Here is a 13,317-nt window from a genome sequence, read left to right as displayed (position 1 = left end):
ATTATTTTAGGTTGGTGATTTTCACCAACCTAAGGATAAATTGTTATTTCTTTGTTGGCTTGCGTACAATTACCATCCCAACATGGCTGGGGGCTGCATAATATTGCGCATCAACAAGATTTACAGGATCTTTAAGCTTAGGCACTACAATTAGCGCCCCTCCCCTTTTATTATTATTCTGGGTATCCCGAATGGTGCTGCCATAATCAATGGCAATTTGACTACCTACATCCACTTGGTTAAATTCTTTAGTATTTGGACGTACAAAGTCATCTTGTCCATCCCATTTCACAGTGGCATCCTGAACGGCACAAGTCATCGAGGCCTTACCTTTAAAATTAATCGAGCCGTCCTCCGCAATGGTGACCGTAACAGTGTTGGGATTGCAGGTAGGTTGCAGGGAAGCCCCTTCCCATACGCCTTTTAAGGCGGCCAAAGCGGCTGGTGGTGTGGTGCCAAAATGTTCCACATTATTGCGAAAACGGTATTGATTTGAAAATTCTATGGAGGTGAAGCCATCATACAACTCTCCGCTATCATCGGCAATCACAAATATCTGTTGGCGTTTAAAATCGGAAGTATTTGCCCAAGTGGTAATGGTAGTATTAGAGGGCGTGCCCGATACTCTGATAAACTGCTTGTAATTACTACCACCGGTAGCAGTAATATCCACATTATTTTGGGCCAATACCTCACCTTTTGCATTCAACAACTTCATGCTAAAGGTGGTTCCACTTCGCGACAGCACCAGCTTTCCCTTGCCAATATCACTCCCTTTACCTGCTGGCGTAGCATAAATGGCTATGGGATGTTCACCCGCATAAAAGTCGGCTACGGCATTAACGTCTGTAAAACTGAGCGATGTTGCCGCCGAAAAGTTTTTTCCAATGCCCACGGCAAACTCTGAAGTGCTTCCTGTACTAGGTGTATCTTTTTTGGGTTCTTCCTCTACAGCAGGCGCGCTGTTTTTACTACAGGAAAAAACGGTCAATACACAGACCGTTAAGATGGTTTTGAGGCCAAAATCTCTTGCGAGGAATAGGCTCTTCATAATGGATTGTCTAGTTAAAGTTTTCATATCATTATTTATCAATTGATAGGCTTAAAATTCGGAAAGTACGCTTTGGGCGGCAATACGCAGAGTTGCGTATCTTTTAATAGCTAATCAAAGTGTTACAAGACCTCAATCCACCAATTGATAATTAGATGAATTATAAATTAACTTCGTCTCTATTTCAGTAATGTTTTTTTGATGAATTTTAGATAGCGGATTTCAAAACGAGCAAACCAAGTAAAAAATGGAACAAAAACTTAAACAGAGAATTCTTCAGCTTTACCAACAGTTTAAGGATGAAGATGCCCATAAAGAAAATAGGCTTGAAAAATGGAGAAACCTAGAACCCGAATCTGCCGAGTTGATTTCCATCATGATCAAAGCACAACAAAGTAAAAACGTCTTGGAATTGGGGACCTCTAATGGCTTTTCGACCTTATGGTTTGCAGATGCCTTGAAAAGCTCGCAAGGCAAACTTGTTTCCATTGAAATTGAAGAAAGCAGAACCCAACAAGCCAAAGCTCATCTTGCCAATTTCCAGTTAACTGAAAATGTGGAACTTATTACTGCTGATGCAGGCGAGTTTTTAACTGAGGCCCAACCTATTTATGACCTTATTTTTTTAGATGCCGAGCGGAAAAATTATGTAGTCTATTGGCCTTATCTAAAGAACTTACTTGCTAAAAAAGGCGCCTTATTGGTGGTCGATAATATCATATCTCACCATCAGGAGGTGGAAGAATTTCTTTCGATGATTCAAAGCTATAGCGATTTTACCACATCAGTAGTAAACGTTGGCGCAGGAATTTTATTGGTAACCAAGCAATAATGTTTTATGGAATCGGATACAAAACAAAAAATCCCCATCAAATTTGACAGGGATTTTTTTGTTTTTGAGAGACGGCTATTTATGGTTCATTCCATTTTTTTTTCTATTATGATAATAATCAGCACCAATCTTCTATAGATTCACTACTTTTTATCTTTATCAGTTGTCCAAAAATATCCGATGCTACAACTATCTACAACTCCAATAGTGTGTTCAATTTCCTTTCAGTTACCATGGCCCTTCGATTTCTTATATTACCTTGCCAATAGATCCGCAAAAACAAAAGCCATTAATCGCTAAAACTGTTCATATCAAACCATTTTCTATAGCCATCTTTACCAATGAAGCAACATTTTTGGCCTCAAATTTTTTCAATAAACTTTTGCGATGAGTGTTTGCAGTGGGTAGGCTGATAAAAAGCTTTTCGGCAATCTCAGGGTTGGTAAGTCCATTGCAAATTAAGTGTAGTATTTCTAGCTCGCGCTTGGTAATGATTGGCTTTTCCGTTCGTGGGTATCTTAATGATCCCGCAGCTTCCAAACAAAGGTATTCGCCACCTGTAATTACCGTATCGATAGCATCCAATAACTCCTCCTTAGAAGCATTCTTCAACAAATACCCAGATGCCCCATTGCTCAACATGTTGTTGATTACAGATTGTTGGTCATAGGTACTCAATCCAAGCACCTTTATTTCGGGATATCTTTCCTTCACCAGTTTGCAAAGTACAGTGCCTTTTTGATCGGGCAGGTTAATGTCCATCAGTAGTACTTCGGGTTGTTGGGTTTCCAAAAAAACTAAGCAATCTGCTGCCGTCATGGCATGTCCCATCCATTGCATATTTTCTTCATTCTGCAACAGCGAGCGGATGCCTTCAATCACCATTAGATGATCATCAACAATAAAAACCTTCTTAGTCATGTGAGTGGTATTTCAATTAAAACAGATGTGCCTTTGCCGAGAGCAGAATTAACGTCTAACCGACCTTTGATTAGCTCTATTCGGTTATGGATGCTTTTCCAACCCAGTCCTGTTGATTGTTCAAGTGCCATAGGTTCAAAACCTTTACCATCATCTTCAACAGTGAGATGTAACAGCTTTTCTTCTGCTGAAGCATTTACTTGCACCAATAAGTTTTTAGCGTTCGAGTGTTTAAGAGCATTGTTTGCCAGTTCCTGTACTACTCGGTATGCGGTTACAGAAATGCTTTGTGGCAGCGTAACCGTATCCATATCCATCGATTGGTAAGTCACTTCTAATGGACCGTTGCGATCTAATGCAATGCAGAATTCCCTTAGTGCGGTATCCAGTCCAAATTGCATCAAAATCTCGGGCATCATGTTGTGCGCTACCCGCCTCATCTCCTTAATGCTGCCATCAAGCAGGTCGATTCCCCTTTCGAATGCCCGAGCATTATCGGGCGTCATGATTAGATTTTCCTTCATATTGGTAAAAGAATGTTTAATACCGCTCAACATACCACCTAAACCGTCATGCAAATCTTTGGCAAGGCGAGCACGTTCCTGCTCTTCTCCTTTTAGTACTGCTTCGGTAGCAGCCAATTGCTTTTCGGTTTCCAGCTCCATGATGCGTTGCTGCTGTAGTTTTTGTTTACTGCGATAATTACGATAAGAAAGCGATAGTATGATGAGCAAAGCGATAGAACCGCCTATCAATATGATATTGAGCGTATTTTTCTGTCGCATAGAAAGCTGTTGAATTTTTTTGTCGTCCTGTAACATCTTAATCTCATTATCCTTACCCTGCACCTTAAATCTTGCCTCCATCATGGCAATCTTCTCTTTTGTTTCTTCCGAAGAAATACTGTCGGCGAGATTCATTTTATGCAGTAGGTATTCATTAGCCATTTTGTAATCACCTTTTTTGGCATATAGCTCAGCACCGTTTGAATAACCATACAATCTCGCAAATTTCATTTGGTATACGTCACCTTTTATCAGCAGCGTATCTATGTAGAGTTTTGCCTCATCTAAGCGTCCTGTTTCTATAAGTATCTTACATAGAGGGTCAAGAATAGTTAGGTACTGGTATTTATCGTCACTTGCTTTGGCATATTCCTTTGCCTTAGTGAAACTTGATATAGCTCCTTCGTATTTCTTTTGATGCAATAACAGATACCCCCTGCTCTGATAAAAAATAAACCATGTAAATGAAGCGTCTACTTCCCTGATCAAAGGCTCAATCTGATCAAGCTCCCTTTTCACCTCGTTAAACTCTCCCATGTTGCTCAGTTTCAAGATATAGTTAAGCCGCCTTTTGGCGATGGCATTTTTGTTACCATACTTTTCGGCAAATGCAATGGCTTTCTTATCATATTCGATAGCTTTTTTCGGCTGCAGCATCTTTTCATAGACCAATGCTATTCCACTGTAAATGCTGGATAAGGTTTCGGGCTGGTATCGTTCCAATAAGGCTGCTGCTTGGGTATAGTGGGAAAGCGATTTAACATAATCTCCCATTTTTAAGTAATCTCCACCCACGTTATGATGAAGATAGGCCTTTTTAATATTCACCTTTTTTCCCGTGTCTGTTTTCAACGATGCAAAAGCAGAATCTGCATAACGCATTGCCTGTTCAAAATCGCCCCTATCCGAATAATATAATTGTGCCGTAACAAACCCAGACTGTAGGCCATTTTTAAAACGCAGTTCTTTACTTATCGAGATCATCTCTTTCAGGTAAGGCAGTAACAAACTGGTATTCTCATTGGCCGACGCTACTACATATGCCATTATCTTTTCAACGCGAACAGTATCCCGCTTACCATACCGATTGATTTCATCGCGTAAACTATCCAGCTTCCTTGTTTGAGCAATGCCAATATTGGACCATAGCAATAGCGCAAATACCGTTATGGCCATAGCGCATCCTGTCAATATTATCGAGTTTTTTTTTAACATACTACCCGTAAATTTCTATGCTAAAGATAACAGAATATCTAGCTATCTACCTATCATCCAAAAGGATGATTTTTTATTTATAGCAAAAAATCATCCTTTCGGACGATTGACCAGCCTAAGCATAAGTCTCAACTTTGTGATATAAAACTAAAGGAGTTTCATGATGAAAAGAGCAGTACTCATTCTATTGTCCATCACCTTTTTTACCAAGTTGGCCATGGCGCAGGCCCCAAACATATTATTTAACCGTGCTCTTGGAGGAACCAATTACGATGCCGCCGTCTGTATTTCAAAAACAAACGATGGAGGTTATGTGATTGCGGGAATAACCTATTCCAACGATGGCGACCTGTTAAATTCAGGGTTGCATGGTTGGCAAAGTGACTGTATGGTAATGAAATTTTCGGCAGGCGGCATTTTGCAATGGACAAAGGCATATGGTGGTTTTGCAGGTGAACTTTTCAACGCCATACAGCAAACCAACGACGGCGGTTACATTGCGGTTGGAACAACCAGCTCTTCAGATGGAGATGTAACGACGGGACCAGGTGGTTGGTTGGTGAAAATGGATTCTGACGGCACCATACAATGGCAGGCAAGAGCAGGAACCACCGGGAATGCCGTTACGCAAACTACAGATGGCGGCTACCTTGTAGGCGGCGATTACCATCTTACTAAATTTAATAGCGTTGGCATACAAGAATGGATTTACACAACGCAACAACACATCATTAGATCTTTATGCCAAACCACAGAAGGAAGCTATGTAGCCACAGGCGAAGCCAGTACCCTTAGAGGTCTTGATTTTAGAGTAGTAAAGCTTAGCAGTAATGGTACTTTACTATGGGAAAATGATTACGGTGGATTTGGAGATGACAATCCCAATGTGATCAGGCAGACTTCGGATGGTGGCTATATAGTAGCGGGAAGCACCACTACCCGAAACGACGGCAATGTGACCGGACATCATGGCCAGAATGATTTTTGGATTGTTAAACTAAACAGCAATTTTGAAATTGAATGGACAAGGGCACTGGGCGGCACTTTAAATGATTTTGCATATGACGCCGTACAAACAAATGACGGCGGCTATATGATCATTGGTGAAACCTACTCTACCGACGGTGATTTGACAAGAAATGATGATGGTGGCTATGCCGATGGATGGATTGTGAAACTGAACAGTAGCGGTAGTTTACTTTGGCAAAAATCATTGGGTGGAACTGATCACGATCATTTCAGGGGCATTATCCAAAACGCAGATGGCAGCTATCTCATTACGGGGTTCACCATGTCGGCTGACGGTGGTGTTTCCGGCTTTCACACCAATCCATCTGGAAACACCGTACCGGATGCATGGCTGGTAAAATTGGCGGCAGAAGGTGTTTTACCTATCACTTTTGGTAATATTGAAGCCTCCATTAAAAATAATGTCCTTACTGTAAATTGGACATCAATTACTGAAATCAATAATGACTACTATCTGATAGAAACATCTACTGATGGCAAAACCTTTACTTCGGTTAGCGACAAGATTTTTTCCAAAGCGAATAATGGAAACTCATCCGTAGTTCTGCCATACAGCTTTTCTAAAAACCTTCCAATACACGGCCTAGCGTGGCTTCCGCTTTGCATAATTATAGGTATAAAGAGACCAAAACAACTAAGAACATTGGCTCTTTTGGCCATGACAGGGTGTTGTCTCTTGATATTCTCCTGCAAAAAAAACATCGACAGTTTAATCAATAATGAAAATCAAAAGCTATACATCAGGCTTGTCCAAATAGATAAAGATGGCCATAAAGCGTATAGCAAAATAATCATTGCAAACCATAAATAAATTTATCTAACATGAACACAAAAAAACTTACAGTGATATGGGCCATGTTAATTTTGGTCTATCTCCTTTCTTCATGCAAGAAGAAGGATATAAATTCACCAGACACTACCTCTACCCTTTCCATTTCGCCATCTGTCATTCATTACAATGAGCAACTGACCATTAACGGAAAAAATTTTTCAGCCAATGCAGCCGACAACATTGTTACCATTAACGGTAAGGCTGTTGCAGTACATTCCGCTTCATCTACCCAACTGATGGTGTATGTTCCAGCTCTAGAAAGTCCTACAGGCGAAGTTACTGTTACCACAAATGGAAAGACCGTTGCCGGTGGAAACTTCACCTATGTACCCGATATTTTTGTAGGCGGAATGTTATATGTTGGCGTTGATGAAAATTACATATCAAAATACTGGGTAAATGGCAAGGAAACACAGGTGAGCGATAATAATAGTGTAGTACGCTCCATTTTTGTGGAAGATAAGAATGTTTACCTCTGCGGCGAGAATGACGGGGTAGCGCAATATTGGAAGAATGGCACACCGGCTTCAATGGGCACCGGCCAGGCCTACAATATTTTTGTGGCAAACAATGAGGTGTATGTTGCCGGCGGTGGCCATTTTCCTGTGTACTGGAAAAATGGAGCCAGAAGAGAGCTTGCGAACGCTTACGGTGCAGCAGCATCCATCTATAACAAACAAAATGATATGTATGTAGCAGGAAATCTTGGTGGTCGAGCCTATTATTGGAAAAACGGCACACCGGTAAAGCTGAGCGACCAGCCATCTTACGGAAATTCTATTGCTGTAGCCGGTAGTGACGTGTATGTAACGGGACATGAGCAGGAAGCTACTGCCGGAAAATGGAAAGCTATCGTCTGGAAAAATGGAAATGCCTCAACCATAAGCGATGAGTATTCTGTCCCTTATACGATTGAAGTAAAGGGAAACGATGTGTATGTAGCCGGATTTACGCAGACTGCCGGACAAAAAACGCTGACCTATTGGAAAAATGGCAATGCGGTTCCGCTTGCTCCGCTCGGCACCGCTGAGGTTGTCAATATAGGCATAAAAGTATTTGGCAACGATGTGTATGTAGCGGCATTCGAGTATGCAGGAGGCAAAAAAACAGCTAAATACTGGAAGAACGGTACTGCGGTCACTTTATCCAACATCGCTAATAACACAGAAGCTACCTGCATTTTTATCCGGTAGCGACAAAAACTTCGAAGAAGTATTCAATCAAAATATATTCTAATGAAACGTACATAAAATTTTTCATTCATCAATTACACAAAGAATGAATGAAAAATTTTATGGGAGTTCATACTGGCCAAAAAACAATAATAAATTCTCAGGAGAAATGAGCATAAAAATTATCGAGCTAATTTATACACAAAGCGATGATAATTTTTATGCGAATTCCATCTGACCATTAAAAAAACAATAAACAGATGAAAAAGCTAATTATAATGTTGATGGCCACAATGCTTTTCACTACGGCATTGCAGGCACAGTTCATAAAAAAGCTAAAAGATAAAGTAGAGAAGACCGTTAACAAAACAATAGATCAAACTACGGATAAAGTGGTAGATAAAGCAGTAAAGAAGCCTATGGACAAGGCCGCTGAGCAAATATTAACTGGCCCTGCCATAAAAAAGGAAAAAGAAGAAGCAGGAAAGAAAGCTAACGATAGCGCACAAGAGAACCAGTCTACTCAGGGTAAAAATGTTACGGACATTAGTCAAGAAAAAATTGGGCCGCTCACTACTGATAACAGAGGTTGGTATCAGGGAAAATCTATAGAATACGCAGAAATTGGCTGGATGAAAATGCTGGACTTTAAAGATCCCGCAAAGCCATTTATTCAGAATGGAAGAAATTATCCTGCTTCGCAGATGGAGGTTTCGCAGAAATTAGCCACCTGGATACAACAAACCTACAGTCCCAGGGGCTTGTTGGGAGAAATGGTTCAGTCCGTTTACGCACTTCCGGCAGGACAGCCGGTAACCAGCACTTCCTACAACTACAACGAAGCGGAAAAGAACAACCGCAATGCCTTGCCCAATACCTACGGCGCAACGGGCAAAATGTATAGTAACCTACAAAAAACAAGCACTAAAAAGTTCTGGCCTATTGACGGACTGGCGGGTTATTATGTATGGCAGGTCATGGCCAATAATATCGAACTGATCAGCAGGCAAATGATAGGGCTTTCCTCACCGGATGAATATTACTGCACCATGCCACAATATAGCATGGGCATGAAAGGCGAATACCAGGGCTCCGATAAGATGGCCAACTATCAAAATTTTATGACCAGTCCCAATCTGAAGAACTATACGCATTATTGGATACCTTCTGATGCGCTGAACAACAATGAACATTTCTATGTGGTAGTGATGACCAAAGACCGACAGCCCCTTCCCTTTGAACAAGTAACAGTAGCTGAACTGATCGCAAGGTTAGAGAAACAATTGCCTCTGATGGAAAAAATCGACAGAAACAGTGGCGGAAGACTGGACCATATGCCGGAAAAGGCAAAAAATGGTTTAAACATTATGAAAAAGAAGTTTAAGGATAATTATAATGATTATGTGTATCTGAAAGCAGGATATGATATCCGGATTATTGACTTGGCCAACCTGGACGAGAAAAGCAACTTTTACTGGATACAGACAAAGCCCAGCACCTCCGACAACTACGGAAATACGAACATTGGCTTTCCGCTTCTTCGCTTGAAAAAGGGAGTGAAAGAAGCCTGCGCCAATAGTGGTCCACATTGGATTGTATTCAAGCTATACAAGGGAAAGTTTAATGACCACGCCGGGGCAGAACACCTGATGGCCAACTTTGTGAGCCGCTTTAATTACGACTATGTATATGATTATTTTTTTGGAACAGAAAAAGTAACAAAACCTTATCAACCTAAATAAATTGACCATGAAGTTTTTTTTGTTATTCGCAACATGCCTTATTTCCTATTCAATTGAAGTATTGGCACAACAAGAAACCTACGATATCGTAAGTTATACACCTCCCAAAAATTGGAAGAAAGAAGACCATAGCACTGCAGCTGTTTATAGTCGTATTGATGGCGGTAGCTGGGCGCAAATGGGCATTTATAAAAGCACAGCCAGTAAAGGGAGCATAGCTGAAGATGCCGATAGTGAGTGGAATGCCATTGTTTTGGCTTTGCATGCGGTAGAAAAAGAAGAAAAGACAACCATTGAAAGTGCGGATGGTTGGAGCGTAATGAGCCGCAGTGGTGTTTGGCAGTACAATGGTGCAAATGTGGCCGTTATCCTTACTACTTTCAGTAATGGCAAAACTTGCGTAAGCCTACTCTGCAACGCTACCGCAAAGCCTTACCTAAAAGATTATCAAAAGCTCGTTTCCTCCATCACACTAAACCAAACGCCACAAAGCCAATATTCCTCCGAACCAGGTACTAGTGCCGAAAACATCACAGGCCTGTGGGCAAACAACATGAACGAAACATCGGGCTATATGAGCGGCGGGTATTTTAGAAGAGAATATCAGTTCAATGCCAACGGCACTTATCAATACAGGGCCAAACATTGGTCCAATTTTATAAAAGACATTCAGTTTATTCGCGAAACTGGTACTTATACCATCAACGGCAACCAATTGACCCTTGTGCCGGGGCAAGCAACCGGCGAATGGTGGAGCAAAGCGAAAAGTGGCAGAACCAACGAATGGGGCAGCTACCAGAAAGCCTATCAGCATCCATTGGAAAAAACCACCTATACTTTTGAGCTCAAATACCTTTCGGGTATGGAAAATACGTACCTGATCCTTAAAACCAACAAGCCTACTGCACGGGACGGCAAACAGAGTAATCAAGGCAATGCTAATGAATTTAACTACAGCAGTACCCCAATCGGAAAATCACTGATAGACAATCCCCCCGGAAAATAGAAACCGGCCTCATCCATAAAAAATAAACAGATGAAACAATTAATTATAGGAATGGCATTGCTGATGTTGACAACAACCATTCAGGCACAGAAAAAAACAACGGGCAAAGAAAAACCGCCTACGCAAAAAGAAATGGATAAAATGCTGGAAGCGGCCATGAAGCAGGAAGGATTGAGCAAGGAGGAACAGGCGGAAATGAAAAAAATGATGGGAAACGTGATGCCGGCTATGATGGAAAGCAACACCAAAACAGCAAATTATAGCGAGTTTACCCAAAATGCAAGTTTAGTGCCTGCCAGAAATACCGGAAAGATTGCCATTGCATTGAGTAAAAAAATGCCGCAAAGCGAAATAAAAACCTTTGCCGACCTGTTATATTCCAGGATGATGGCAAAAGGCGATGCCGCTGAAATGGCTATCGCCAAAAAGGTCATCACGCAAACGCCCAAAGCCGTCGATATAAACGCCGCCGCTATTTTAGCGATGGTACAGGGACATTCCGAAACAGCACTGGCACTCGCCATCAAAGCGGTACAGCTGGAGCCGACAAATACAAATTACCAGAACAATATGGCGGCGTTGCTTACACAATACGGCTATCCTGAACAGGCTATCCCGGTTTTAAGAAAATTGAACCTCGAATTTAGCAACAACAGTACGGTACTGAACAACCTGGCCCATGCATGGCTCAGCCTGGGCGAAAAGGACAGTGCTGCCGTGTATGCCAATGCCGCTATGCGCATCAATCCCTTGCACACCGAAGCCGCACAGGTTGCCGGGCTTATCAAAGAAATAAAGGGCAATGATCCGTCTGACGATTACAGGCAGGCCATGGCAAATGCACTCAATCCCTTTACACAGCAAATGCTCAAAAACAAAGGAGGTAGCGCTAAGTTACAGTGGGATGACATCAGGAACAACCTTACCATTTACGAATATTTTCCTTTTAAATGGTTGAAACTGCCCCAGTTGAGCAATACGGTAAAGGGCTATGAAAACGACAGGGCAATTCAAAAGGCTTACACCCGGGTCAAGGATAAAATAGAAGAGCAAATCAGCCTGATGACCGAACAAACAGAGAAAGAAATGGATGCACTGGTTGATAAAGGCGATGCTGCCTTTGTTGCTGAAATGGCCAATGCAACGATGAAAGGCCAAAGCTGGATGAGCAAACCTGCCGCTAATGTGTTGGAAGTATTACAGGCTTACCAAACCCAAAACCAATTATCCTTTGCCGATACGATTAAAAAACTGGAAAAATGGAAGGATGAATTGAGGAAAGAAAAGGACATCAAAATCAGGAATATCTATAAAAAAATAGATGACCGTAATCAAACATCCTGCCAACAATATAAAGCACAATTGGATGCCTTGGAAAATGATTACCTGTTACAGGTAAATACCCGGACATACAAAACGATGTTCCGCCATATAAGCAATTACCAATCCTGGCTTAACGCCTGGGTTACCTGGAACTGGTACGTAACCGGCAATGTAAAAAACCTGGTGATGATGCAGGATTTGCAGGCCACCCAACATCTTGTTGCCCTGTATGACCAGATGGCGCAGTTATTGGAAGCCCTGCCCGAACATTGTGGGGTGGCTACCAAAGAAACACAGTATAACCTTCCTGTTCCCGCGATCCCCAACTTTACCTGTCCGGCGGTGGTTAGCATACCAAGCGGTGCCGAATGGCAGCAATTAACGGCAGGCGCCAAAGATTTTAATAAAAATGTATATGGTATCGTTAAGAGTGCAGCACCGGTACCCAATGTGTCCGTAGCTTACGGCATAGGTAACCAGATTGCACAGCCCGGAAGAGCTCCATTTCTTAAAACGGCAAATGGCAGCATCCTGCCCGGAGGCATTAATAGCGATGATGATGAGTTGGCTCCTATTCCAAACCTGCTGCCAAAAGGTGATGAGCTTGCAGCCATACCTGATGTGATGAGAGAGCTGGTAGCCAAAGACCTGATGCAGGCAATGTTATCAGCCGATTGCAAAAATATAAAAAGCGATAAGGAGAATTTTAAAGAATTAATAGAGCGACTGGAGAAGCACGGGCGATTATTAAGAATACCGAAAATTATGGAAAGTTTAAGCGGGTATTTAAGAAAAGTAAGACAGGCAGAGATAGATGCGATCGCACGAAAAACCTATGAGGTTATAATAAAAGATGAAGTGCGGCAGAAAGGCCTGCAACCTACCATCAGCAATGGCTTACAGCCTCCGGGAACATTTACCCTAAAACAGTTTTTTTAAGGAACGTATAGGAGATTTAATAGAAAATCCATCAAATCTACAAAATATAAAAGCCTCCCTGCATTGCGTAGAGGGGCTTTTTAATTCATTTAATTGATATCTAGACCACTTTCACGTTAACTGCATTGGGGATTTTTTATATTGGATGTCATAGCTTACCTGAGCATTCTGTTGAATTTGGTCGATAAATTCTGATGTGCATACTTCGTTGCCACCATTAGTCGAGGTGGTGAAACCAAAACCCTTGGTCTCACTAAAAAATTTCACTGTTTCTTATCCTATTCAAATAAATTCTATAAGTTTCGGTATTCGCTACTAGATGTTCTAACACAAACGTATGCCTACTTTTTACCACAACATTTTTAAATTAGGAATATCCATTTGGAGCCAAACTTCGATTAAAACCAGTCTTCTAATCACAGAATTTCTACCCTTTGGTATTATTTATTTATTTTTATCCCTCCAAACAA

Annotated in this window: 9 protein-coding genes; 6 read left to right on the top strand and 3 right to left on the bottom strand. The window is 41.5% G+C overall.

Annotated features, from left to right (window positions below):
* Positions 1 to 43: 43 nt before the first annotated feature.
* The gene (locus tag ABDV71_RS16725) at positions 44 to 1,051 is read right to left on the bottom strand and encodes a hypothetical protein (protein WP_343534579.1); all 1,008 of its coding nucleotides are present in this window, start codon (positions 1,049 to 1,051) and stop codon (positions 44 to 46) included.
* 247 nt (positions 1,052 to 1,298) lie between these two features.
* Here ABDV71_RS16725 and ABDV71_RS16720 point away from each other — a divergent pair, with 247 nt between their 5' ends.
* Positions 1,299 to 1,883: a class I SAM-dependent methyltransferase gene (locus tag ABDV71_RS16720; RefSeq protein ID WP_343534577.1), complete on the top strand. Its 585-nt coding sequence runs from the start codon at positions 1,299 to 1,301 to the stop codon at positions 1,881 to 1,883.
* Between the two features lie 306 nt (positions 1,884 to 2,189).
* On the opposite strand, the gene ABDV71_RS16715 is transcribed toward ABDV71_RS16720, so the two are convergent.
* Together ABDV71_RS16715 and ABDV71_RS16710 are read right to left on the bottom strand one after the other, a co-directional pair.
* Positions 2,190 to 2,804 (bottom strand): response regulator transcription factor, encoded by a 615-nt coding sequence (locus tag ABDV71_RS16715; RefSeq protein WP_343534575.1) that lies wholly within the window; start codon positions 2,802 to 2,804, stop codon positions 2,190 to 2,192.
* Positions 2,801 to 4,765 (bottom strand): sensor histidine kinase, encoded by a 1,965-nt coding sequence (locus ABDV71_RS16710; protein WP_343534573.1) that lies wholly within the window; start codon positions 4,763 to 4,765, stop codon positions 2,801 to 2,803. The genes ABDV71_RS16715 and ABDV71_RS16710 overlap by 4 nt, the downstream gene beginning before the upstream one ends.
* A 199-nt stretch (positions 4,766 to 4,964) precedes the next feature.
* Between ABDV71_RS16710 and ABDV71_RS16705 the strand changes: the two genes are divergently transcribed.
* From ABDV71_RS16705 to ABDV71_RS16685, 5 genes are all read left to right on the top strand, one after another.
* Positions 4,965 to 6,644: a hypothetical protein gene (locus ABDV71_RS16705; protein WP_343534571.1), complete on the top strand. Its 1,680-nt coding sequence runs from the start codon at positions 4,965 to 4,967 to the stop codon at positions 6,642 to 6,644.
* A gap of 11 nt (positions 6,645 to 6,655) precedes the next feature.
* The gene (locus ABDV71_RS16700) at positions 6,656 to 7,858 is read left to right on the top strand and encodes an IPT/TIG domain-containing protein (protein WP_343534569.1); all 1,203 of its coding nucleotides are present in this window, start codon (positions 6,656 to 6,658) and stop codon (positions 7,856 to 7,858) included.
* 239 nt (positions 7,859 to 8,097) lie between these two features.
* Positions 8,098 to 9,579, top strand: a complete 1,482-nt coding sequence (locus ABDV71_RS16695) for a hypothetical protein (RefSeq protein WP_343534567.1) — start codon at positions 8,098 to 8,100, stop codon at positions 9,577 to 9,579.
* Between the two features lie 7 nt (positions 9,580 to 9,586).
* On the top strand, positions 9,587 to 10,585 hold the full coding sequence (locus ABDV71_RS16690; protein WP_343534565.1) for a hypothetical protein: 999 nt from the start codon (positions 9,587 to 9,589) through the stop codon (positions 10,583 to 10,585).
* A 30-nt stretch (positions 10,586 to 10,615) separates the two neighbouring features.
* Positions 10,616 to 12,847 (top strand): hypothetical protein, encoded by a 2,232-nt coding sequence (locus ABDV71_RS16685; protein WP_343534563.1) that lies wholly within the window; start codon positions 10,616 to 10,618, stop codon positions 12,845 to 12,847.
* Positions 12,848 to 13,317: the final 470 nt, after the last annotated feature.

The sequence above is a fragment of the Pedobacter sp. genome (assembly GCF_039594775.1).
Classification (GTDB): Bacteria; Bacteroidota; Bacteroidia; order Sphingobacteriales; family Sphingobacteriaceae; genus Pedobacter.
Note: the sequence above shows the minus strand (reverse complement) of the source record. Positions and strands in the feature narration are given on the sequence as shown.

What these genes read in the sequence shown, in the direction of transcription:
- ABDV71_RS16720 (WP_343534577.1), top strand. Translation starts at nt 1,299, where the DNA reads ATGGAACAAAAACTTAAACAGAGAATTCTTCAGCTTTACCAACAGTTT.
- ABDV71_RS16715 (WP_343534575.1), bottom strand. Translation starts at nt 2,804, where the DNA reads ATGACTAAGAAGGTTTTTATTGTTGATGATCATCTAATGGTGATTGAA.
- ABDV71_RS16695 (WP_343534567.1), top strand. Translation starts at nt 8,098, where the DNA reads ATGAAAAAGCTAATTATAATGTTGATGGCCACAATGCTTTTCACTACG.
- ABDV71_RS16700 (WP_343534569.1), top strand. Translation starts at nt 6,656, where the DNA reads ATGAACACAAAAAAACTTACAGTGATATGGGCCATGTTAATTTTGGTC.
- ABDV71_RS16725 (WP_343534579.1), bottom strand. Translation starts at nt 1,051, where the DNA reads ATGAAGAGCCTATTCCTCGCAAGAGATTTTGGCCTCAAAACCATCTTA.
- ABDV71_RS16705 (WP_343534571.1), top strand. Translation starts at nt 4,965, where the DNA reads ATGATGAAAAGAGCAGTACTCATTCTATTGTCCATCACCTTTTTTACC.
- ABDV71_RS16690 (WP_343534565.1), top strand. Translation starts at nt 9,587, where the DNA reads ATGAAGTTTTTTTTGTTATTCGCAACATGCCTTATTTCCTATTCAATT.
- ABDV71_RS16685 (WP_343534563.1), top strand. Translation starts at nt 10,616, where the DNA reads ATGAAACAATTAATTATAGGAATGGCATTGCTGATGTTGACAACAACC.
- ABDV71_RS16710 (WP_343534573.1), bottom strand. Translation starts at nt 4,765, where the DNA reads ATGGCCATAACGGTATTTGCGCTATTGCTATGGTCCAATATTGGCATT.